At 70.8% G+C, this 23,296-nt stretch carries 17 protein-coding genes; 12 read left to right on the top strand and 5 right to left on the bottom strand.

Translation table 11 applies throughout. The features are described from left to right. Nucleotides 1-4: 4 nt before the first annotated feature. The 10 genes from O3438_RS32550 to O3438_RS32505 all read left to right on the top strand — a co-directional run bounded on the left by O3438_RS32550 (nt 5) and on the right by O3438_RS32505 (nt 13,626). Entirely contained in the window at nt 5-1,729 is a 1,725-nt protein-coding gene (locus O3438_RS32550; protein WP_269683296.1) for a serine/threonine-protein kinase, read from the top strand. Nucleotides 1,730-1,848: 119 nt separating this feature from the next. Continuing rightward, a complete protein-coding gene (locus O3438_RS32545; RefSeq protein WP_269683295.1) occupies nt 1,849-3,486 on the top strand; it encodes a serine/threonine-protein kinase in 1,638 nt (545 codons plus the stop codon). A 103-nt stretch (nt 3,487-3,589) separates the two neighbouring features. Beyond that, a complete protein-coding gene (locus O3438_RS32540; protein ID WP_269683294.1) occupies nt 3,590-4,399 on the top strand; it encodes a metal-dependent hydrolase in 810 nt (269 codons plus the stop codon). After that, complete coding sequence (locus tag O3438_RS32535; protein ID WP_269683293.1) at nt 4,396-5,304, top strand: amidohydrolase family protein; 909 nt, start codon at nt 4,396-4,398, stop codon at nt 5,302-5,304. The genes O3438_RS32540 and O3438_RS32535 overlap by 4 nt, the downstream gene beginning before the upstream one ends. Before the next feature lie 300 nt (nt 5,305-5,604). After that, the gene (locus O3438_RS32530) at nt 5,605-6,690 is read left to right on the top strand and encodes a LacI family DNA-binding transcriptional regulator (RefSeq protein ID WP_269683836.1); all 1,086 of its coding nucleotides are present in this window, start codon (nt 5,605-5,607) and stop codon (nt 6,688-6,690) included. 76 nt (nt 6,691-6,766) lie between these two features. Then, the gene (locus O3438_RS32525; RefSeq protein ID WP_269683292.1) at nt 6,767-8,071 is read left to right on the top strand and encodes an ABC transporter substrate-binding protein; all 1,305 of its coding nucleotides are present in this window, start codon (nt 6,767-6,769) and stop codon (nt 8,069-8,071) included. 63 nt (nt 8,072-8,134) lie between these two features. Further along, nucleotides 8,135-9,103: a carbohydrate ABC transporter permease gene (locus O3438_RS32520; RefSeq protein ID WP_269683291.1), complete on the top strand. Its 969-nt coding sequence runs from the start codon at nt 8,135-8,137 to the stop codon at nt 9,101-9,103. 1 nt (nt 9,104) lies between these two features. Further along, on the top strand, nt 9,105-9,992 hold the full coding sequence (locus O3438_RS32515; protein ID WP_269683290.1) for a carbohydrate ABC transporter permease: 888 nt from the start codon (nt 9,105-9,107) through the stop codon (nt 9,990-9,992). Continuing rightward, entirely contained in the window at nt 9,989-12,220 is a 2,232-nt protein-coding gene (yicI, locus tag O3438_RS32510) for an alpha-xylosidase (protein WP_269683289.1), read from the top strand. The genes O3438_RS32515 and yicI overlap by 4 nt, the downstream gene beginning before the upstream one ends. Continuing rightward, nucleotides 12,217-13,626: a GH1 family beta-glucosidase gene (locus tag O3438_RS32505; protein ID WP_269683288.1), complete on the top strand. Its 1,410-nt coding sequence runs from the start codon at nt 12,217-12,219 to the stop codon at nt 13,624-13,626. Before yicI ends, O3438_RS32505 begins: the two co-directional genes overlap by 4 nt. Nucleotides 13,627-13,699: 73 nt before the next feature. Here the strand turns inward: O3438_RS32505 and O3438_RS32500 are convergent, their stop codons facing one another. Both O3438_RS32500 and O3438_RS32495 read right to left on the bottom strand, forming a co-directional pair. Beyond that, nucleotides 13,700-14,293 carry a nucleotidyltransferase family protein gene (locus tag O3438_RS32500; RefSeq protein WP_145779949.1) on the bottom strand — a complete coding sequence of 198 codons (594 nt, stop codon included), beginning with the start codon at nt 14,291-14,293 and terminating at the stop codon, nt 13,700-13,702. A gap of 287 nt (nt 14,294-14,580) precedes the next feature. Next, the gene (locus O3438_RS32495; protein ID WP_269683835.1) at nt 14,581-16,290 is read right to left on the bottom strand and encodes a bifunctional 3'-5' exonuclease/DNA polymerase; all 1,710 of its coding nucleotides are present in this window, start codon (nt 16,288-16,290) and stop codon (nt 14,581-14,583) included. 120 nt (nt 16,291-16,410) lie between these two features. Between O3438_RS32495 and O3438_RS32490 the strand changes: the two genes are divergently transcribed. Together O3438_RS32490 and O3438_RS32485 are read left to right on the top strand one after the other, a co-directional pair. Beyond that, nucleotides 16,411-18,141 carry an ABC transporter ATP-binding protein gene (locus O3438_RS32490; RefSeq protein WP_269683834.1) on the top strand — a complete coding sequence of 577 codons (1,731 nt, stop codon included), beginning with the start codon at nt 16,411-16,413 and terminating at the stop codon, nt 18,139-18,141. A gap of 50 nt (nt 18,142-18,191) precedes the next feature. Next, the gene (locus O3438_RS32485; protein ID WP_269683833.1) at nt 18,192-19,889 is read left to right on the top strand and encodes an ABC transporter ATP-binding protein; all 1,698 of its coding nucleotides are present in this window, start codon (nt 18,192-18,194) and stop codon (nt 19,887-19,889) included. Nucleotides 19,890-19,934: 45 nt separating this feature from the next. Here O3438_RS32485 and O3438_RS32480 read toward each other — a convergent pair whose 3' ends face one another. Genes O3438_RS32480 through ngcE form a run of 3 tightly spaced genes read right to left on the bottom strand, consistent with a single transcriptional unit; the run spans nt 19,935 to nt 23,290 of the window. Continuing rightward, complete coding sequence (locus O3438_RS32480; RefSeq protein WP_332367483.1) at nt 19,935-20,891, bottom strand: carbohydrate ABC transporter permease; 957 nt, start codon at nt 20,889-20,891, stop codon at nt 19,935-19,937. A 12-nt stretch (nt 20,892-20,903) separates the two neighbouring features. Then, nucleotides 20,904-21,845 (bottom strand): carbohydrate ABC transporter permease, encoded by a 942-nt coding sequence (locus tag O3438_RS32475; RefSeq protein ID WP_145779945.1) that lies wholly within the window; start codon nt 21,843-21,845, stop codon nt 20,904-20,906. Between the two features lie 32 nt (nt 21,846-21,877). Continuing rightward, complete coding sequence (ngcE, locus tag O3438_RS32470; RefSeq protein WP_269683287.1) at nt 21,878-23,290, bottom strand: N-acetylglucosamine/diacetylchitobiose ABC transporter substrate-binding protein; 1,413 nt, start codon at nt 23,288-23,290, stop codon at nt 21,878-21,880. Nucleotides 23,291-23,296 lie beyond the last annotated feature (6 nt).

Here is a 23,296-nt window from a genome sequence, read left to right as displayed (position 1 = left end):
GCAGGTGCTGATCGCTGGTCGGTACCGGCTGCTCGACCTGGTCGGCCGCGGGGGCATGGGTCGGGTGTGGCGCGCCCACGACGAGATGCTGCACCGCCAGGTCGCGGTCAAGGAGATCGTCCCCCCGAGTTGGCTGGCCGACCACGAACGGGACGAGCTGCGCTCGCGCACCCTGCGGGAGGCACGCGCCGCCGCCCGGCTCAACCACCCCGCCGTGGTCCGGCTCTACGACGTCGTCCCGGTCGAGGGCAGCCCGTGGATCGTGATGGAGTACGTCCCGTCGCGCACCCTGCAGGACGTGCTCGACGCCGAGGGGCCGTTGCAGCCGGCCCGGGCGGCTCGGATCGGCCTGGCGGTGCTCGACGCGCTGCACGCCGCGCACACCGCAGGGGTGCTGCACCGCGACATCAAACCGCAGAACGTGCTCGTGGCACACGACGGGCGGGTGATGCTCACCGACTTCGGGTTGGCCACCTTCGACGGCGGCGACGGCGTGCTGACCCGCCCCGGCATGGTCTTCGGGTCCCCGCAGTACGTCGCCCCCGAGCGAGCCGCCGAGGGGGTGTCCACGGTCGCCGCCGACCTGTGGTCCCTCGGGGCGACCCTGCACGCCGCGGTGGAGGGTCGCTCCCCGTACGCCCGCAGCACCGCGATGGCCACGCTGAGCGCGCTGGCCGCCGGACCTCCGGACCCGGCTCCGCACGCCGGGCAGCTCGCGCCGGTGCTCGACGGGTTGCTGCGCCGCGACCCACGCGACCGCCTCGACCACGACGCGGCCCGCCGGCTGCTCACCGCCGCGGCGACCGGCCGCCCCGAACCGCCGCCGGTGTCCGACCAACCGCCGGTGTCGGACCGGCCGGCCTCCGCACCGGGCCTGGTGGGGGTGCCCGCCGTCGTCCAGGGTGGTGACGAGCAGGACCCGACAGTGCCGCTGCCCGACCCGGGTCGCCGCCCGAGCGACCCGACCACCACCGCGCCGACACCGGAGCGGGCGGGTGGGGGGCGCACCATCCGCCGGCTGGCGTTGGTCGCCGTAGCGCTGCTGGTGGCCGTCGCGGCCGGCGTCGGCACCACGCTGGCCCTCACCGACGACGAGCCCGCCGACACCGGGAGCCGGTCCTCCCCGCAGCCGCAGAACGGTCCGTTCGACGGTGGCGGACCAGGCGGCCCCGGGCCCGGCCCCGACCGACCCGGCCCGCCGCCCGGTGGCCGGGACGTCCCTCCGCCGCCGTTCGCGTGTGTCCGCCCGCATATCGCCGGTACGCCGGTACGGGCCGGCACGCCGACCTCGGGCGAACGGTTCCGACCTCCGCCCGGCTGGATCTGGTACGCCGACAGCAGTGGCTTCCGGGTCTCCGTGCCGGCGACCTGGTACCACTCCCGCGACGGTGAGGTGAGCTGCTTCCAGGACCCGGCGACCGGCCGGGCCTTCAGCGTCGCCGGGGACGACGGCGCCGACGCGCTCGTCCAGCTGCGCGCTGCCCGCGACGCGGCCGTCTCAGCCGGGGCACTTCCGCAGTACGACGAGATCCGGCTCGCCGCGACCGACGACGGCGCGCAGTGGGAGTGCCGCTGGACGGCCCCCTTCGGTGGGCTGTGGCTGCACGCTCGGCACCAGGTGATCGGGGCCGGGCGCTGGACCCTCGGCTGGATCACCCACGACGACGACTGGGCCGGGGGCGCGCCCGACTGGGAACACGTCCGAAATAGTTTCCGACCACCCCCCTGACCTGCACCGTATGGTCATGATCCGGACCACCGTCCGGCGTGGATCGAGGCCGCTCAGCGGATGAGAAATGCCGCCACGGTGGCTATCGTGTAACTCGGGGTGACCGAGGGGGAGCGACCGTGCAGCAGTTGCTGATCGCGGGTCGGTACCGGCTGCTCGACCTGGTCGGCACCGGCGGGATGGGCCGGGTGTGGCTTGCGCGCGACGAGATGCTGCATCGCGACGTGGCGGTGAAGGAGATCGTGCCACCGTCCTGGCTGGCCGAATCCGAACGCGAGGAGTTACGGCTGCGGACCCTGCGGGAGGCCCGTACCGCGGCTCGGCTCAACCACCCCAACGTGGTCCGCATCTACGACGTCGTGCACGACCGGGAGAGCCCCTGGATCGTGATGGAGTACGTGCCGTCCCGGTCGGTGCAGCAGATCATCAGCGCCGAGGGGCCGTTGAGCCCGCAGCGCACCGCCCGGATCGGGCTGGCGGTGCTCGCCGCGCTGCGGGCCGCCCACGCGGCCGGGGTGCTGCACCGCGACGTGAAACCGCACAACGTGCTGGTGGCCGACGACGGTCGGGTGGTGCTCACCGACTTCGGGCTGGCCACCTTCGACGGTGGCGAGGGGGCGATGACCGGGCCGGGCACGGTGCTCGGCTCACCGCAGTTCGTCGCACCCGAGCGGGCCCGCGAAGGGGTGTCGGATCAGCGCACCGACCTGTGGTCGCTGGGCGCGACGCTCTACGCCACGGTCGAGGGGCAGTCACCGTACGCCCGGTCGAGCGCGATGGCGACGCTCAGCGCGCTGGCCACCGAGCCACCGGACCCGATGCGGCGGGCCGGAGCGCTGGGTCCCGTCCTCGTCGGCCTCCTCCAGCGCGACCCGTGGCGGCGGTTGACCGCGGCGGAGGCGGAATCCCTGCTGCACCACGCGGCGGCACAGAACGACGAGCCCACCGGTCCGCCCCTGTCCTCGGCGGTGGCGGCGGTACGCAGGGCGGGTCGTGGCCGCGCTCCCGCACCGGTGGACGTCGCCGGCTACCCCGACCCTCCGACGCCGTCGGCGACGCCGCCGACGAGTCGTCTCCGCCGGTCGCGGCGGCGGCTGCTCGCCCTGGGAGGCGCCGCCACGGCTCTGCTCGTCGCCGGAGGCGTCGCGGTTGCCCTGGTCAACCGCCACGACGCACGGACGCCACCGTCCGGCTCCGGCGGAGGCGTGTCGACCCCCCGACCGGCCGCCTTCGCCTGCTCCACACCAACGCCGTCACCGCCCGCCTCGACTCCGGTGGCGTCGGTCGCGCCGCCCGTCGAGGCCCGGTACCGGCTGCGCGAAGGCTGGACCTGGCACGACGATCCGACCGGCTTCCGGATCGCCGCACCGATCGGCTGGGCGCGCTGGACCGAGGGGTCGGTGACCTGCTTCCGGGAACCGGGCGGGGCTCGGGTGCTCAGTGTCGAGCCCGGACCGGCGCGGGCCGACCCGGTGGCGTACTGGAAGGCCGAGGAAACGCGGCTCACCACCGGTGACGGGCTGCTGCCCGCCTACCGCAAGGTGGACATCTCCGCGATGGACATCTTCGAGGGCGCCGCCGTGTGGGAATGCGGCTGGGAGAACGCCGCCGGCGAGCAGGTGCACAGCTCCCGGTTGCTGGCCAACACCTCGGCCGAACGCTCCTACACCGTCTCGTGGTTGACAAAAGAGTTCGACTGGCAGGTCAACGCGGCATACTTGCCGATGATCCGGCAGAGCTTCACCCCCGCCCTCTGACAGCGTCCGATGTGGACCTTCCGGGTGATGCCCCTGCGACGCCCCCGCTGACTACAGTGGCGTAGTTTTGGGCGCTCAAGATCCCTGGGGAGGGTGAGCCGAGATGATGGGTCCGCAGCACGCGCTGTCCGGCGCGGCGGTGTGGTTGGCCGGGTCCTGGGCGTTGCAGCAGTTCGCCGACTACCACCAGTCGCCGCTTGCGCTGGCGGTGGGCACCGCGGTGTGCGCCGGTGGCGCTCTCTTTCCCGACCTCGACATGTCGGGCAAGGTGACCAAGAACCAGGGTGGGGCCACCGTCGCCCGCACCTTCGGGGTCTTCTCGCTCTTCGCCGCCGAGGTGATGGAGAAGATCTCGCTCGGGGTCTACTACGCCACGAAGCTCAGCAAGGACCCCCGCCGCAACAACGGGCACCGCACACTGACCCACACGCTGCCGTTCACCGTGCTGGTCGGTTGGGGCACCACAGCGCTCTGCGCCGCGTACGGCAAGTGGGCCGTCATCACCATCCTGTTCTTCATGTTCGGCCTCGCGCTGCGTGGGCTGTTCGACGAGTGGGCCGAACGCGCCGGCTGGGTCATCATCACCCTCGCCTCCGCCGGGGCGGCCTGGTTCACCTTCGCCAACCTCCCCGGTGGTCGGGGCTATCCGCTGATCGGTACGGCGCTGGGGGTCGGCTGCTTCGTGCACATCCTCGGCGACATGATCACCCGGGCCGGGGTGCCGATCCTCTGGCCGATCCCGATCAAGCGGCGCATGTGGACGATGATCGGTCTGCCGAACAAGATCGCCCTGCGGGTCGGCAGCAAGGCCGAGGTCGTCGGGATGCGCATCGCACTGACCGTCATCTCGGCGCTCGCGACCCTCGGCCTGGTCGCGCCGTCGGTGCTGAGCCGGTTCGACATCGAGATATGACCGACCCGGCAGCGAAGCTGCCACCGGCCGAGGACGCACGCGTGCCGGAGTTCTGGCGCGCGCTCGGCCTGCCCGGTCTCGCCGACGTGCACGTGCACTTCCTGCCGCCTCGCCTGCTACGCCGCATCTGGGAGTACTTCGACGCCGCCGGGCCGCTGGTCGGCACCGAGTGGCCGATCCGCTACCGGTGGAGCGACGCCGATCGGGTCGCGCACCTGCACCGCCTCGGGGTCCGCGCCTTCAGCGCGTTGGTGTACGCGCACCGGCCGGCCATGGCGGCAGACCTGAACCGGTGGACGTTGGACTTCGCCCGGACGACCCCGGGCTGCCTACCCTCGGCCACCTTCTTCCCCGAGCCGGACGCCCCCGCGTACGTGGAGGCGGCACTGAACGACGGCGCACGACTGTTCAAGGTGCACCTTCAGGTCGGCAACTTCTCGCCCACCGACCCCGCGCTGGACCAGGTGTGGGGGACGCTGTCCGACGCGGGCGTACCGGTCGTGGTGCACGCCGGCCACGCCCCGGTCGGGACCGCGCACACCGGCCCGGACCCGTTCGCCGCGCTGCTCGCCCGCCACCCCCGGCTGAACGTGGTGATCGCACACCTCGGCGCACCGGACTACCGGGCCTTCCTGGACCTCGCCGAGACGTACGAACGGGTTCGGTTGGACACCACGATGGCTCTCACCCCGTTCTTCGAGCAGCTCGTTCCCTTCCCCACCGATGAACGGCCCCGGTTGCGCGAGTTGGGGCTGGCCGGCAAGGTGCTGCTGGGCAGCGACTTCCCCAACATCCCCTACCCGTACGCCGACCAGCTGACCGGCCTGGCGCGACTGGACCTGGGCGACGACTGGCTGCGCGCGGTCTGCTGGGGCAACGCCGCCACCCTCTTCGACCTGACCTGACCCCGCGCCACGCCACGCCACGATCTTGGACTTGCACCGAAGTCGGACCGGTGGGGAATGCGTGGAATGCGCGATACGCGTCTGCGCAGCGGATGCCACCTCAGCGTTCCCGCCGCCTGAGCGCCCAGCGCGTGAGGTACTCGGCCCGCCCTGAGGGCACGGTCCTCGGTGCCCCGCAATCTTCTCGACATCGACCATTGACGTCTTCGTAACGGGTGGCCTAGCGTCCTGTCGAAACGCTTCGACACCGCTGCGGGAGCGATCCCACGACTGGCCGGAGGAGGTGCTCGGGTGGCCACCATGCACGACGTCGCCCGCCTCGCGCAGGTCTCGGTCAGCACCGTCTCGTACGTGCTCACCGGCACCCGGCCGATCTCGCAGGCCACCCGCAACAAGGTGCTCGCCGCGATGGCCCAGCTCGACTACCAGCCCAACGCGATGGCCCGCGGCCTGGCCAGCCGACGCAGCCGCATCCTGGGCCTGCTGATGCCGATGGACGAGCGCGGGCTCGGCGCCACCGAGACCGCTTTCGTCACCGGTGCCGCCGCGGCGGCCAGCTCGGCCGGCTACCACCTGGTGCTCTCGCCGGTCGGCGGCGGCGATCTCGACGACCTGCGCCGGCTGGCCAGTCAGCGGATGCTCGACGGTGTCGTGCTGATGGAGGTCCAGCTGGCCGACGAGCGGGTCACAGTGCTTCAGGAAACCGGTGTGCCGCTGGTGCTGATCGGCCGTACCGCCGACACCAGCAGCCTCTCCTACGTCGACATCGACTTCGACCAGACCGTGCGGGAGGCGGTCGCACACCTGGTCGGCCTGGGTCACCGGCGGATCGTCTACGTCAACCACTCGGCTGCCACGCTGGCCAGTGGTTACGGGCCCGCGTTGCGTACCCGGGACGCCTTTGTCGCGGCGATGACCGGGCACGGCCTCGACCCGGTGATGATCGCGGCCGAGGACAGCGCGGCGGGCGGGCGGGCCGCGCTGGCGGCCGCGTTCGCGCAGGCACCGGACCTGACCGCCGTGCTGGCCATGAACGAGACCGCGATCTTCGGCATCCTCGGTGAGCTGACCGGCCGTGGCCTGTCGGTGCCGGGCGACGTCTCGGTCGTCTCGATGGTCACCTCGCCGCAGGTCGCCGAACTGGCCACCCCGGCGCTGACCGCGATGTCGTCACCGGGGTCGGCGCTCGGTCGGATCGCGATCGAGGCGCTGGTACGCCACCTGGACGGCCCTGCCGTCGAGCGCCATCCGGACGGCTCCGCCGTCGCAAGCCGCCCGGACGGCTCCGCCGTCGCAGGCCACCAGCAACTGCTGCCGTGCGCGTTGGAGGTCCGGGGGTCGACCGCCCCGCCCCGAAGCCGCCGACCCGTGGGGGCTGATCAGTAAACGGCCCGCCGCCGCGCTGCAACGCGACGACGGGCCTCGTGAAGTACCGGCTAGATACTCAACGAGGAGGATGCTAATGCAGCGATTCCACCGGCTCGTCGCCGCGCTCGCCCTGGCGGCGACCGCGACGACCACCGTGGCCGCGTGCGGTGGTGGTGACAACGCGGACGACAGCGATGCCAAGGTCCTCAAGCTCTGGCACTACGAGAGCGAGAACAGCGCGATGGGGGTCGGCTGGGACCGGGCGATCGAGATCTTCAAGTCCGAGCATCAGGGCGTCGAGGTGCGCTTCGAGCGCAAGGCGTTCGAGCAGATCCAGCAGAACGCGGGCATGATCATAAACTCGTCCGAGGGCCCGGACATCATGGAGTACAACAAGGGCAACGCGACGGCCGGTCTGCTCTCCTCGCAGGGGCTGCTCACCGACCTGAGCGCCGAGGCCGACAAGCGCGGCTGGGCCGACAAGCTCAGCCCCAGCCTCCAGACCACCGCCCGTTACAGCGACAAGGGCGTGATGGGTTCGGGCAAGTGGTTCGGTGTGCCGAACTACGGCGAGTACGTCACCGTCTACTACAACAAGGACCTGTTCCAGAGCAACGGCGTCGCGGTGCCGACCAGCATGGCCGAGATGACCGCGGCGATGGACACGTTCGTCGGCAAGGGCGTCACCCCGCTGGGCATGGCCGGCGCCGAGTACCCGGCCGGGCAGCTGTTCTACCAGCTCGCCCTCGCCAAGGGCGACCGGCAGTTCGTGGACAACTACCAGCTCTACAAGAACCCTGTCGACTTCAAGGCCGACCCGCTGAGGTACGGCGCGGAGACCTTCGCCGAGTGGGTGAGGAAGGGCTACGTCGCCAAGGACTCGGCCAGCCTCAAGGCCGAGGACATGGGCACCGCCTTCATCGCCGGCAAGGTTCCGATGATCGTCTCGGGCAGTTGGTGGTACGGCCGCTTCAAGACCGAGATGAAGGCCAACTGGGACACCTTCCTCTTCCCCGGCAACACCCTGAACGCCGGTTCCTCCGGCAACCTCTGGGTCGTCCCGGAGAACAGCAAGGCCAAGAGCCTGGCGTACGACTTCATCGACATCACCATGCGTCCGGAGATCCAGGACCTGATCGGCAACAACGGTGGCGTGCCGGTCGCCGCCGACGCCTCGAAGATCACCGACCCCAAGGACCGCAAGCTGATCGAGGACTTCAACACGGTCAGCAAGTCCGACGGGCTCGCCTTCTACCCGGACTGGCCGGTCCCCGGCTACTACGACGTGCTGGTCTCCGGCTTCCAAGGCCTGATCAACGGCTCCAGGTCGCCCGACCAGGTTCTCGACACGATCGCCAAACCGTACGCCGATGGCGTCAAGGAGATCACCGGCAAGTGACACGGCGAGCGGCGGGCGCGACCGGCACCACCGACGCGCCCGCCCCGCCGGGAAGGATCTCCCATGGCAGTCTCCGAGACCGTCGCCGCCACACCACCGGCCGCGACGCCCACCCCGCCCGCGCCCAGCCGCCGACGACGCGGACGCAACGCGGCGTACTGGCTCTACCTGCTCCCCGGGGCGACGCTCTTCGTCCTGGTCATCGGCGCACCACTGGTCGGCACCGTCTACCTGTCGTTGACCAAGTGGTCCGGCATCGGCGACCCCCGATGGGTCGGCCTGGACAACTACCGGCAACTGCTCCAGGACGACGTCTTCTGGGCGTCGTTCCGCAACACCGTCGCGATGATCGTCGCGATGGTGGTCGTCCCCACAGCGTTGGGGCTGCTGCTGGCCGCTGTGCTCTTCGACGTCATCGGCCGCCGGTTCAAGCCCCGCACCGCCGCCGCGCTGCGGGCCGCGTTCTACCTGCCGCAGGTGCTGCCCGTCGTGGTGGCCGGCATCGTCTGGGGTTGGATCCTCCGCCCGGACGGCGCGTTCAACAGCCTGCTCGACGTGGTGGGTCTCGGCGCGTTACGCCACGACTGGCTGGGTGACCCCGACACGGCCCTCCCGGCCGTGATGGCGGTGATGATCTGGGTGCAGATCGGCTACCCGGTGGTCGTCTTCATGGCGGCGCTGCAACGGGTCGACCCCGAGTTGTACGAGGCGGCCGAGGTCGACGGCGCGAACTGGCTCCACCGGTTCCGGGCGATCACCCTCCCGCAGATCCGGCCGGAAACCTTCGTGGTGGCGCTGACCTGCACCATCGCCGCGCTGAAGGTGTTCGGGCCGATCTTCGCCCTGACCCGGGGCGGCCCGGTGAACGCCACGAACGTTCCGTCCTACTTCGCGTACTACACGTTCTTCAGGAAACTCCAGGTCGGCTACGGCTCGGCGATCTCCACCGTGCTGACGCTGATCATCGTCGTGCTGGCCGTGGTGTTCATCTGGATGCAGGCTCGCAGCGAGCGCCGGGACCGGGGGTTCTGACATGGCCGTCACGCTCACACCGATCCCCACGCGGGCGGAGCACGCCCGACCCGTCCGCGACCGGCACCACCGCGGCGTGAGCCGCTGGGTGGTGCTCGCAGTGGTCACGACCGGCGCGCTGGTCATGCTGGTGCCGTTCGCGTTCATGCTGCTCAACGCGTTCAAGTCGCCCGGTGACTACTCGTCGGGCGGGCCGCTGAGCTGGCCGACGGAGTTCTACACCAAGGGCCTGCGGACGTACTGGACCGCTGTCGACTTCCCGCTCAAGCTCTGGAACTCCGCGCTCATCGCCGGCTCCGTGGCGGTGCTCGGCGTCGCCGTGTCGCTGCTCAACGCGTACGCCCTGGGCATCGGCCGGGTCCGTGGCCGGCTCTGGATCGTCGGTCTCTTCCTGCTGGCGAACATGCTGCCGCAGGAGGCGCTGATCTACCCGCTGTACTACGTCGCCAAGGAGGTCGGGCTCTACAACACCCGACTCGCGGTGATCATCATCTTCACCGTGATCCAGAGCGCGTTCGGCACCTACCTGCTCGCCTCGGTGCTGGGCACGTTCCCGCGTTCGCTGCTGGAAGCCGCCGCGCTGGACGGCGCCGGCAAGTGGACGGTGCTGTGGCGGGTGGTCTTCCCCAACCTGCGACCCACCCTCGCGGTGCTGCTCATCTTCTTCTTCATCTGGACCTGGAACGAGTTCCTCATCCCGCTGGTCATGCTCATCGACAACCAGACGCAGACCATCCCGGTCGCGCTCGCGTCGCTACAGGGCGACCGGCTGATGGACGCTCCGACCACCAACGCCGGCTCGCTGATCAGCCTGGTGCCGGCCATCCTCTTCTTCCTCATCTTCCAGCGCACCCTGGCGCGCGGCATCACGGCAGGAGCCGAGAAGTGAAGTTCACCGACGGGTACTGGCAACTGCGCCCCGGTGTCAGTGTCCTGCGCCCCGGCACCGTGGAGTCGGTCGAGCCGGACCAGCGCGGGTTCACCGTCTTCGCGCCGACCGGCCGGATCACCGGACGCGGCGACACCCTCAACCGGCCCCTGGTCACCGCCCGGTTCTCCTCCCCCGCCCCCGGCGTCGTCGGGGTGACCATCGCCCACCACAGCGGCGGGCTGCCCCGGGAGCCGCACTTCGAGCTGAGCACCGACGACACACATCCCGTCGCCGTCGACGTCAGCGGGCTCAGCGCGACGCTGACCACCGGTGAGCTGACCGCGCGCGTCGCGCTCGTCGACGGGTGGCGCGTCGACTTCCGGCACGGCGACCGGCTGCTCACCGCCTCCACCGAGCGCAGCATCGGCGTCGTCACCGACGCCGAGGGCCGGCAGCACGTGCACGAGCGGCTCGCGCTCGGTGTCGGCGAGACGGTGTACGGGTTGGGTGAGCGCTTCGGCCCGTTCGTGAAGAACGGGCAGACCGTCGACATCTGGAACGCCGACGGCGGCACCGCCAGCGAGCAGGCGTACAAGAACGTGCCGTTCTACCTCAGCAGCGCCGGCTACGGGGTGTTCGTGGACCACCCGGAGCACGTGTCGTTCGAGGTCGGCTCCGAGATCGTCACGCAGACCCAGTTCAGCGTCGAGGGGCAGTCGCTCACCTACTACGTGATCGACGGGCCCACCCCGAAGGACGTGCTGCGCCGCTACACGGCGCTCACCGGCCGTCCGGCCCGCATCCCCGCCTGGTCGTACGGGTTGTGGCTGTCCACCTCCTTCACCACCTCGTACGACGAGAAGACGGTGACCGAGTTCGTCGACGGCATGGCCGAACGCGGGCTGCCGCTGTCGGTGTTCCACTTCGACTGCTTCTGGATGCGCCAGTTCCACTGGGTCGACTTCGTCTGGGACCCGGCGACCTTCCCGGACCCGGAGGGGATGCTGCGCCGGCTGCGCGAGCGCGACCTGAAGGTGTGCGTGTGGATCAACCCGTACATCGCGCAGCGCTCGTACCTCTTCGAGGAGGGCCGGCAGGCCGGCTACCTGGTGCGCAGGCCCGACGGGTCGGTCTGGCAGTGGGACAAGTGGCAGGCGGGCATGGCGCTCGTCGACTTCACCAACCCGGACGCGGTCCGCTGGTTCACCGGCAAGCTCAAGGTGCTGCTCGACATGGGCGTGGACTGCTTCAAGACCGACTTCGGCGAGCGCATCCCCACCGAGGTGGTGTGGCACGACGGTTCGGACCCGCAGCGGATGCACAACTACTACTCCTACCTCTACAACAAGTCGGTCTTCGAGCTGCTGGAGGCGGAGCGCGGCAAGGGCGAGGCGGTGCTGTTCGCCCGCTCGGCCACGACCGGTGGGCAGCAGTTCCCGGTGCACTGGGGCGGTGACTGCGAGGCGACGTTCGCCGCGATGGCCGAGTCGCTGCGCGGCGGGCTGTCGCTGGCGTCGTCCGGCTTCGGTTACTGGAGCCACGACATCGGCGGCTTCGAGGGCACCCCCGACCCGGTGGTGTTCAAGCGGTGGGTCGCCTTCGGGTTGCTCTCCTCGCACTCCCGGCTGCACGGCTCCGGGTCGTACCGGGTGCCGTGGGCGTTCGACGACGAGGCCGTCGACGTGCTGCGGCACTTCACCCAGCTCAAGCTCCGCCTGATGCCGTACCTGGCGGCCGCCGCCGAGGAGGCGCACCGCGACGGTACGCCGATGATGCGGCCGATGTTCGTGGAGTTCCCGGACGACCCGGCCACCGCGTACCTGGACCGGCAGTACCTGCTCGGCCCCGACGTGCTGGTCGCCCCGGTGCTCAGCGCCGACGGCGACGTCACCTACTACGTGCCCGCCGGCACCTGGACACACCTGGTCAGCGGGGCGCAGGTCACCGGCCCGGCGTGGGTCACCGAGAAGCACGCGTTCGACAGCCTGCCCGTGCTGGCCCGGCCCGGCGCGGTCATCCCGTTCGGCGCACGCGATGACCGGCCGGACTACGAGTGGGCAGACGATGTGCGGCTACGGCTGTACGCACCGGCCGAGGGGCAACGGACCCGGGTACGGGTACCGTCACCCGGGCACGGGCCGGGCGCCGAGTTCGACGTGCGCTACGAGGACGGGACGGCCAGTGCCGCACTGGTCGCCGGTACCTCGACGGGCTACATCTGCGAGATCCAGGGGACTGAACGATGACGCAACACCACTTCCCGGAGAGCTTCGTCTGGGGATCGGCGACGGCGGCGTACCAGATCGAGGGCGCGGCCAACGAAGACGGGCGCGGGCCGTCGATCTGGGACACCTACAGCCACACACCGGGTCGGACGCTGAACGGCGACACCGGCGACGTGGCCGCCGACCACTACCACCGGTGGGCCGACGACCTCGGGCACATCGCCGACCTCGGGCTCGACGCGTACCGGTTCTCCATCGCGTGGCCACGGGTGCAGCCCGGCGGCTCGGGCCGGTTCAACCAGGCCGGCATCGACTTCTACTCGCGGCTGGTCGACGGGCTGTTGGAGCGGGGAGTCCGCCCGGTGGCGACGATGTACCACTGGGACCTGCCACAGGAGTTGGAGGACGCCGGCGGCTGGGCGGTGCGGGAGACCGCGCTGCGCTTCCAGGAGTACGCCGCGGGCATCGTCGGAGCGCTGGGCGACCGGGTGCACACCTGGACGACGCTGAACGAGCCGTGGTGCTCGGCGTACCTGGGCTACGCCTCCGGCGTGCACGCGCCCGGCCGGACCGAGCCGGCGGCGGCACTGGCCGCGGTGCACCACCTGAACCTCGCGCACGGCCTGGCCGGGCGGGTGGTCCGGGAGCTGGCCCCGGCCGCCGAGCTGTCGGTGACGCTGAACCTGCACGTCATCCGGGGGGCGTCCGGGTCGGAAGCAGACCAGGACGCGGTACGCCGGATCGACGCGTTGGCCAACCGGGCGTTCCTCGGCCCGATGCTCGACGGGGCGTACCCGGCCGACCTGCTGGCCGACACCGCGGCCGTGACCGACTGGTCGTTCGTCCGTGACGGTGACGAGAAGCAGATCGCGGTGCCGCTGGACGTGCTCGGGGTCAACTACTACTCCAGCACCCTCGTGCGGGCGTGGGACGGGGTGTCGGCCCGCTCCGACGCCGACGGGCACGGCGCGTCGACCTCGACGCCGTGGGTCGCCGCGGACAACGTGGACTTCCTGCCGCAGCCCGGCCCGTACACGGCGATGGGGTGGAACATCGACCCGCCAGCGCTGACCGAACTGCTGCTGCGCCTGCGGCGCGAATACCCGAACCAGCCGATGATGATCACCGAGAACGGCGCGGCGTTCGACGACGAGGTGTCGGCCGACGGCCGGATCCACGACGACCGGCGGATCGACTACCTGCGCCGGCACATCGGCGCGGTGGCCGACGCTCGCGCGGAGGGCGCTGACGTTCGCGGCTACTTCGTCTGGTCGCTGCTGGACAACTTCGAGTGGGGTTACGGCTACGACCGCCGCTTCGGCATCATCCGGGTCGACTACGACACCCAGGTACGCACCTGGAAGGACAGCGCCCACTGGTACCAGCGCCTCGCCGCGACCGGCCAGCTGGACAACCCCGAGAACTAGCACCCCCACCCCCACCCGCCCCGCCCTGTCGACACGGGGCGGGCGGGGCGGGCGGGGCGGGCGGGCGATTCGCTCAGACGCCCACCCGCTGGGGTGGGACGGTGAGTCCGTAGAGCTCCATCAGCTCCGGCGTGTCGACCCGGCTGCCGTCGGCCACCGAGTCGCAGGCGATGTCGACGATCTGGTCCTTGTGCGCCAGCAGGTACGGCCGCGCGCCGACGTCGGCGCTGGCCAGCGTGGCGATGCCGGGCCAGTGCCGGCGACCGAAGAGCATCGGGTAGCCGCGCAACCCGTCGTAGGTGGCGCAGACCAGCACGTCCGGGTACGGCAACGCGGCCACCCGGCTGACCGCCGTGGCGGTCAGACCCGGCATGTCGACCGGGACCACCACCACCGCCTCGATCCCCTCGTCACCCATGGCGGCCAGGCCGGCCCGGATGGACGAGCCGACCCCGGTGCCCCACGCCTTGTTGATCACAACGGTGGCCTTGTCCAGGTCGGCGGCCTCCTGGACCTGCTCCGCGGCGGCGCCCAGCACGACCACGATCTGCTCGCAGCCCGCCTCGGTCATCGTGTCGATCATCTGATTGACCAGGGGCTTGTCCCCCTGGCGCAGCAGCGCCTCGGGACCACCGATTCGCCGTCCCCCACCCGCTGCGATGATCATTCCTGCGATCCGGTTCAGCTGCGCCCCCTCTGGCACGGGACGACCGTGACCGATCCGCCCCTTCCTACGGACACTGCAACGAGGACGGCCAGTCGGGGGTGGCGGGGCGAAAAGGAGAAATAGCACAACCGTTACGCATCGGAGCACCTGCGACGGTGGGTGGTCGGCTCGATCGACTCCAGGTCGCCGACGTGGCGGTATCCGGGCGGCAGGATGCCACCACATCGCCGAAGTGGCGCACGGGCGACCGCGACACGCGTCGATCGCGGGCGGGTCAGCGCCGTCGGTCAGGTCGCGTCGGCGTAGCAGTCGACAACCGACAGATCCAGCGGAAACCGCACCGGCGTCGCACCGAAGAGCAGCGCGGAGGCCCGCTCGCCGGACCGCGTGACGGCCTCGGCGACCGCTGCCGCCTGCTCGGCGGGAGCGTGCACCATCACCTCGTCGTGCTGGAAGAAGACCAACTCGGCATCGGTGCCGGTCAGCTCCGTCCGCAACGTGGCCAGCAACGTGGAAGCCCACTCGGCGGCGGTGGCCTGGATGACGAAATTGCGGGTGAAACGACCCCGGGACCGGGCCGCACGAGCCCGCGGACTCTGTGGATCGGTCGCCCCTTCCGGATCGGATCCCGCGTCGTCGAGATCGCCGAACCCGGCCGAGCCGGGCGGACACGTCCGCCCCAACCACGACCGCACCAGCCCACCCGTCTCACCCGTACGGGCCGCCGCCTCGACGTAGCCGAACGCGGTCGGGTAACTGCGCTTCAGCACCGCCAGGGCGGGCACCGCGGCGCCCCCGGTCTGCCCGTACATCGCGCCGAGCAGGGCCACCTTGGCCTTGGCCCGGTCGCCGCCGAACGAGTCGCGGGCCAACGCGGCGTAGAGGTCGCCGGCACCACCCGCCGCTGCCAACCGGGAGTCGCCGGACACCGCGGCGAGCACCCGAGGCTCCAACTGGCCGGCGTCGGCGACCACCAGCCGCCAGCCCGGATCGGCCACCACCGCCCGTCGGATCACCTTCGGGATCTGCAACGCGCCACCACCCCGGGTGGCCCACCGGCCGGAGACGACGCCACCCGGCACGTACTCCGGTTGGAACCGGCCGCCCTGCACCCACTGCTCACGCCAGGCCCAGCCGTGCGCCGTCCAGATCCGGTAGAGCTCCTTGTATTCCAGCACCAACGGCACCGCCGGATGATCGACGCCGCGCAACACCCAGGCCCGGGTGTTGGGCAGCTCCACCCCGGCCCGGGCGAACGCCTTCAGCAGCTCCGCCGGGGAGTCGGCGTGCAGGTGGCGTACGCCGAGCGCGTCGGCGATCCGGGCGGCCAACTCGGCGAGACGGCGCGGCGGGCCACCCACCGGAGACGGCTCACCCAGCAACTCGTGCAGGATCTCGTCGTGCACGTCGGCCCGCCAGGGCAGCCCGGCGACCCCCATCTCCACCGCGATCAACGCGCCGGCGGACTCGGCGGCCACCAGCAGCCGGAACCGACCGGGATGCTCGGTGGTGGCGATTCGGGCGAGCTGGTCGGCGTACACCTGGATCAGTGCCTCGATGCCCGGGCCCGGCGGGCCGGGCATCGTGTCGAAGAGCGCGCCCTGGCCGTGCCCGGGTGGCGCGGCGGTGCGCGGCGGCGGGTCGGGCGGCACCACCGCACCGGTCAGCCGGGCCCAGGCGGCGGCCAGCGAGCGGGGCTCACCCCAGCGGCCCGCGTGCCCCAGCAGCAACGCCTCGGTCAGCTCCACGTCGTGACACCTGTCGACCCGGACGCCGGCGCGCAGCAGCGCCGGGTAGACCGACGCGGAGCCGGACCAGACCCAGCGCGGGTGTTCGGCGACCTCGCGGGCGGCGACGGCGGCGGTCAGGTCGGTGACGGCCTCGGTCGGGCCGGCTGGGCGACCAGCGGGGTCGAGCGGGCGCAGCACTCCCCCGCCCCGCTCATCAGCCACCACCGCTACCAGCACGAACGCGATTCTGCCTCTCCCCTCCGACAGGAACCGAGGCGCACCTCACCCGTTTCGGGTCAGTAGGGTGTCGGGCCCGGTCGGTAGCGTGACGTGGTGCCTCCGCAGATCCCGCATCCCGATCCAGGCACTCCGGACACCCGCGGTCCGATGCGGTACCTGTGGTGGCTCACCCGCCGCCAACCCTGGCGGGTGCTGCGCGGCAGCCTGCTCGGCACGGCCTGGATGATCGGGCTGTCGGCCCGGCCCTACCTGATCGCCCGCGCCGTCGACGACGGTCTCCGCGCCCGCGACACCCGGGCGCTGGCGTTCTGGGTCGCGGCCATCGTCGTCGCGGGGGTGGCTCTGTCATTCCTGGGCACCATGCGGCACCGCACGATGACCTTCATCCGGGAGGACGCCAAGGCCCGTTCCGCCGAGGTCCTGCTGCGTCACCTGTCCCGGATCGGCTCGGTGCTGCCCCGCCGGGTCGCCTCCGGTGAGGTGTCCACCATCGGCGGCTCCGACATCGACTGGACGGCGCAGGTGCTGACGCTGACCGGGCCGGGCGTCGGAGCAGTCGTCGCCTACGGGGTCATCGCCGTGGTGCTCTGGTCGATCTCCCCGATGCTCGCGTTGTGCGTGCTGGTGGGGGTGCCGGCGGTCGGGCTGGTCGTCGGGCCGCTGCTGCGCCGCCTCGAACGGGCCGAGTCGATCTACCGCCGGCAGCAGGGCGCGCTCACCGCCCGGTCCGGTGACATCGTGGCCGGGCTGCGGGTGCTCGCCGGGGTGGGCGGTCGGGGCCTGTTCGCCAGCCGGTACGCGGCCCGATCCCAGGAGTTGCGCGCCGAGGGCTACCGGGTGGGCGCCGTCATCAGCTGGATCGACGCGGCGACGGTCGCCATCCCCGGGCTGTTCCTGGCGGCGGTGGTGTGGCTGACGGCTCGGATGGCCGTGACGGGTGACGTCACGATCGGGGAGCTGGTCGCCGTCTACGGCTACGTGGCGACCCTGATCGTGCCGGTCTGGTTCCTGCTGGAGGGCAGTCACCAGCTGATCCGGGGGCGGGTCGCCGCCCGACGGATCATCGGCCTGCTCACCGTGACCGCGGACGACGTCGGCGGCCCGGGTCGCCGGTGGTCGGGCCCGGTGCCCGAGGCACGCCACCCTGATGCCCTGGCGGCGCCGGCCGGCCCCGCCGACCTGTACGACCCGGTGACCGGGCTGACCGTCCGCGCCGGCCGGCTGACCGGGGTGGCCGCCGACGACCCGGCGGCAGCGGTGGCGCTGGCCGACCGGCTCGGCCGGTACGTGGTCAGCGACACCACCTGGGGTGGCGTGCCGCTGGCCGGTGTGGCCCTGGACGAGGTCCGCACCCGGATCCTCGTCGCCGACCACGACTCGTACCTCTTCGCCGGGACGCTGCGCGACATCCTGCGCGCCGGGTCCGCCGACGGTGACGACCCTGTCGACGCGGCAGTGCGGACGGCCTCGGCCGAGGACGTGGTCGATGCCCTGCCGGCGGGGCTGGACACCCCGATCGACTCCCGGGCCCGGACCCTCTCCGGCGGTCAGCGCCAACGGGTCCGCCTCGCGCGCGCCGTCCTCGCCGAGCCGGAGGTGCTGATCCTCGTCGACCCGACGTCGGCGGTGGACGCGCACACCGAGGCCCGGATCGCCGAACGGTTGCGGGTCGCGCGGGCCGGGCGGACGACAGTGCTGATCGCCACGTCACCGTTGCTGCTCGGCCGGGCCGACCTGGTCGCGCACCTGAGCGGCGGCCGGATCACCGCCACCGGCAGCCACGCCGAGCTGCTCGACTCCGACGCCGACTACCGGCACCTGGTGGCCCGGGGCGACGACGACCCCGAGCCCGCCGACACCGAGGAGGCGTACCGGTGAGCCGGCTGCCGGTGGCCGACCGGGTCACCGTACGCCGGGCGTTGCGCGACATGATCAGCCGGCACCGGCGTGCGGTAGGGGTCGTGCTGGCGCTGCACGGCGCCGCAGCGGTCGCCGGGCTCGCCCCGCCGTGGCTGCTGGGCACCATCGTCGACCGGGTCACCGCCGGCGCGGGCGTGGCCACCGTGGACCGGCTGGCGTTGGCCATCGCCGGCTGCGTCGTGGTCAGCGCGCTGCTTTCCCGGTACGCGCAGTACGCCGGTCACCGTTTCGGTGAGCGCGCCGTCGCGGAGCTACGCGAGGAGTTCGTCTCCCGGACTCTCGGGCTGCCGGTCTCGGTCGTCGAGCGCGCCGGCTCCGGGGACCTGGCCACCCGCAGCTCGGTCGACGTGGCGACGGTCGGGACCACCGTCCGGGACGTGGTGCCCACCATCGTCATCGCCTCGGTGCAGTTGACGTTGCTGTTCGGTGCGGTCTTCCTGCTGCATCCGCTGCTCGGGCTCGCGGCGTTGGCCGGGCTCCCGTCGATCGTGGCGGTGACCCGCTGGTACCTGCGGCGGGCCAGCTCCGCGTATCTCACCGAGGGCGCGGCGGCCGCCGAGTTGACCGAGACGCTCACCACGACCGCCGAGGGCGCCCGCACGGTGGAGGCGCTGCGGCTGACCGACGACCGGGTCCGGCACGGCACCGACCGGATCACTCGCGTGTGGCAGGCCCGACGGGCCACTCTCGCGCTGCGTACGGTGTTCTTCTCGGTCGTGGAGGCCAGCTACCCGCTGCCGATCGCGCTGGTGCTGCTCGTCGGCGGTTATCTGCTCTCCCGGGACCTGGTGACGCTCGGCGCGGTGGTGGCCGCCGCGCTCTACCTGCAACAGGCGATCGACCCGTTGGACCGGCTGTTGCAGTGGACGGAGCAGGCGCAGCGGGGCTTCGCGTCGTACGCCCGGGTGCTCGGCGTCGGCCTGGTCCCGGCGGAGCCGCCGGGCCGGACGGCCACGTCGCGGGGTGAGCGGCTCGTCGTCCGCGGTGCGCGGTTCTCCTACTCCGGCGGGGCGGACGTGCTGCACGGCATCGACCTGGAGGTGCAGCCCGGCGAGCGGCTGGCCGTCGTGGGCCCGTCGGGCGCCGGCAAGTCCACCCTGGCCCGGCTGCTGGCCGGGATCGACGCGCCCCGACAGGGTGTGGTCAGCATCGGTGGCTGCCCGGTCACCGACCTCGACCCGGCCGAGCGTCGCCGCCGGATCGCCCTGGTCACCCAGGAGCACCACGTCTTCATCGGCTCGGTACGGGACAACTTGTCGTTCGCCGCGCCGGACGCCTCCGACGAGCAGATGCGGGCCGCGCTCGGCACCGTGGGCGCCGACTGGTTCGCGGGGTTGCCGGAGGGCCTGGACGCCACGCTCGGCGACGGTGGCCGCCAGCTCGGCGCGGCGGAGGCCCAGCAGCTCGCGCTGGCTCGGCTGGTGCTCGCCGACCCGCACACGCTGATCCTCGACGAGGCGACCGCCGCGCTCGATCCCACCACGGCCCGTCGCACCGAGCGGGCTCTGGCCGCCGTGCTGGTCGGGCGCACCGTCATCGCGATCGCGCACCGGCTCAACACCGCACACGACGCCGACCGGGTGGCAGTGCTGGCGGGCGGCCGGATCACCGAGATCGGCAGCCACGACGACCTGGTCGCGGCCGGCGGGGCGTACGCCGACCTGTGGCGCTCCTGGCACACAGCGGCCGACGAGCACCGGAGATGACGAAGGGGCCCCTCGGCAGGCGAGGGGCCCCTTCTCGTCCGGTGGTTACTTGCCGACCCCAGCGGTGAGGCCGGACTGCACCTGCCGCTGGAAGATGATGTAGACGATGAGCACCGGGAGCATCGCCATGGTGACCCCGGCGAACAGACCGGACCAGTCGGACTTGTAGCCCTGGTTGACCGAGAGTTCGATCAGGCCCTGGGCGATCACCTGGTTCTTCGGCTCCCCGGCGACCGACTGCATGAGCAGGGTCGGCAGGTACCACTGGTTCCACTGACCCAGCACGTTGAAGATGCCGATGCTGATCAGTCCGGGCTTGGACATCGGCAGCATGACGCTGAAGAAGAGCCGGCTGTGCGACGCGCCGTCGACCATGGCCGCCTCGGCGATGGTGTTGGGCAGCGTCCGGAAGAACGAGTGCATGAAGAAGACGGTGAACGACAGCGACCACGCCACGTACACCAGGATCAGCATGAGGTGCTTGTTCGGGCCCAGCAGCGGCAGGTGGACGCTGGTGTTGTAGACGCCCTTGAACAGCGGCACCGCGGCCAGGTAGACCGGCAGGGTCAGGCCGGAGAGGAACACGTAGTAGATCAGCCGGTTGCCCCGGAACTCGTAGCGGGCCAACGCGTACGCGGCCATCGAGCCCAGCAGCATGGTCAGGGTGACGCTGCCGGCCAACACCAGCACGGTGTTGAGGAAGAAGGACCCGAGGTGCCCCGCGCCCCAGGCCCGGCTGAAGTTGTCCCAGTTGAGCTTGGCCGGAATCAGGGACAGGGGCTGGCGGATGACCTCCGAGTCGGTCTTCAGCGCCGACATCACCACCCACAGCAGCGGGTAGATCACCATCACGGCCCAGACCAGCAGGAAGATGTGGGAGAAGCCGTTGAAGAACTTTCCGCCGAGCCCGTCCGAGGCGGACTTGCCGCCCTTTCCGCCCTCGGGTGCGGTGTTCGGGTTCTGGTCGGGCCGGGTCAGACCATCGTGAGTCGCCGTGCTCATCGTCCAGCCTCCTCAGTACTCGATACGGTCGCGACGGGTGATCCTGAGCTGCGCGGCGGCGAGCAGGATCGTGAAGATCGCCAGGGCGACACCCATCGCGCAGGCGTAACCGAACTGGCCCTTCTGGAACGCGGTGAAGTTGAGCACCGACGCGAAGATCTCACTGGCGTGGTTCGGGCCACCCTGGCTGGGCGTCATGACGAAGACCAGGGCGTACATGTCCAGCGCGATGAAGCCCAGGTAGACCCAGGCGACCGAGACGGTGTCCCGCAGCAGGGGCAGCGTGATCTTGAAGAAGGTGTGGAAGCGGCTGGCCCCGTCCAGGAGGGCCGCCTCGTAGATGTCCTTCGGGATGGACTGCATCGCCGCCGAGAAGAGCACCATGTAGAAACCGGCACCGCTCCAGACCGCGATCAGCAACAGCCACCAGAGCACCGCGGGTACGCCGAGGAAGGGCTCCGGGTCGGCGGTGAAGGCGATCGGGTTGTCCGCGTCCACCAGGCCGAGCTTGATCATCAGTCCGTTGATCAGGCCCTGGCCGTCGCTGCGGTAGATCTGCTGCCACATGACGGCGATGACCACCAGCGACAGCACCTGCGGGAAGAAGAAGATGATTTTGTAGATCCCGGAGCCGAACACCCCTCGGATGCCGGCCCTGTCCTCACGTCCGCCCACATTGAGCAGGAACGCGAGGAACAGGGCCAGCGCGATGGTGAACAGCGGCACGGTGATCAGGAAGAAGACGTTGTGCCAGAAGGCCTTCCTGATCAACTCATCCGACAACAGCCGGACGTAGTTGTCCAGACCGACGAAGTTCTGGGTGTCCGAGTAACCACCCCAGTCGGTCAACGAGTATCCCGCCGCCTGCACGAAGGGCCACACCACGTAGAAGAGGTACAGCGCAAGCGGCAAGGCCAGGAAACCCGTGACGAAACGCGCAACACCGTGCCGCATGGTCACTCACTTCTCTAGCTGATCAGGGCCTGTCAGGCGGTACGGGTCTGCTTCTTGACGGAGGAGTCCTTGGCGACCTTGTCCGCGGCCGCCTGCATCTTGTCGACAAACTGCTGCGCGGTGAGGCGCCCCGCCATCAGCTCCTCGGACAGGTTCTGGCTCTCCTTGTCCAGGTCGGCGTAGAAGTCCGGGAACTTGACCGAGATCAGGTCCGTGCTGCCGCTCTTCATGAGCGTGTTGGCGGAAGCCAGCGCGGTGTCCTGGACGTTGTCGCCGGAGCCCTTGGTCGAGGCGAGCGACTTGGTCAGCTCCGCGAACTTCGCCGAGCCGGCCTTGGAGAGGATGGCCCGCAGGAACTCCTTCGCGGCCGCCTTGTTCGGCGCCTTGCTCGGCACCACGAAGCCCTCGCCGGAAGAGGCGTAGACGTCCTTGGGGGCCTTGTCGCCCGGCTTGGTCCAGTAGTCCGACAGGGTCATCTCGAAGCCCGGCGGGATGGTCGCGGCCATCTCGTTCTTCAGCCAGGTGCCGACCTGGATGAAGGCCGCCTTGCCGTCGAGCCAGGCCTGCTGCGACTGGGTGTGGTCGAGCTTGCCCGGCAGCAGCAGCTTGTCCTTGACCAGCTTCTCCCACGGCTCCAGCGCCGCGACGATGCCGTCGGCCTTCCAGGCGTTGTCCTTCAGGTTGTCGATGTCGATGATCGGCTGCTTGCCGACGGCCTTCCAGATGCTGGCGAAGAGCGCCCAGCGCGGGTAGTAGCCGTGCGCGGCGTCGTGCACGTACGGTGCCATGCCCTTGGCCTTGATCTTCGGCGCGAGTGCGAAGAAGTCGTCCCAGGTGGTCGGCGCCTGCCAGCCCTCACGCTTGAACAGGGCCGCGTTGTACCAGTTGCCCCAGACCGTGTAGGCCACGTTCACGACGTAGAACTTGCCGTTCTGGGTGCCGTCGGTGACGGTGCCCGGCAGCAGCGAGTCGGCAACCGTGCCCTCGCTGTCCCACGCGGGGGCGGTGAGCAGGTCGTCGAGCGGCTCGATCGCACCCTCGTTGATCAGCGTGCTGCGATCCATGATGTCCGCGCCCGAGTTCATCACCAGGTCGCTCGGCTGGGTCGCCATCTTCGGCTGTTCTTCGGTCTTGATCTTCTGGGTGGAACTCATGTTGACGGTGATGTTCGGGTGCTTGGCGTTGAAGAGGACCTTGTCCTCCTTGGCCCACTGGTCGCCCAGACCGCCGTTGAAGACGACCACCTTGACGGCGCTGCCGTCCTTGACGCCGAACGGGTTGTCCTTGCTCTTCGCGGCACCGCTGTCCTCGGACTTGGACGGCTCGCTGCCGGCACAGGCACTCAACATGCCCGCCGCCGGGACGGCGAGCAGACCGGCCGCCGCGGCGCGCTGCAGCAGGGTCCGACGGCTCAGGTCACCGATGTTCTCGGGGGAATCCGACATCTTTGA

This window comes from Micromonospora sp. WMMC250 (assembly GCF_027460215.1).
In the GTDB taxonomy this organism is placed as follows: Bacteria; Actinomycetota; Actinomycetes; order Mycobacteriales; family Micromonosporaceae; genus Micromonospora; species Micromonospora taraxaci.
This window is presented reverse-complemented; position numbering and strand designations above follow the sequence as displayed.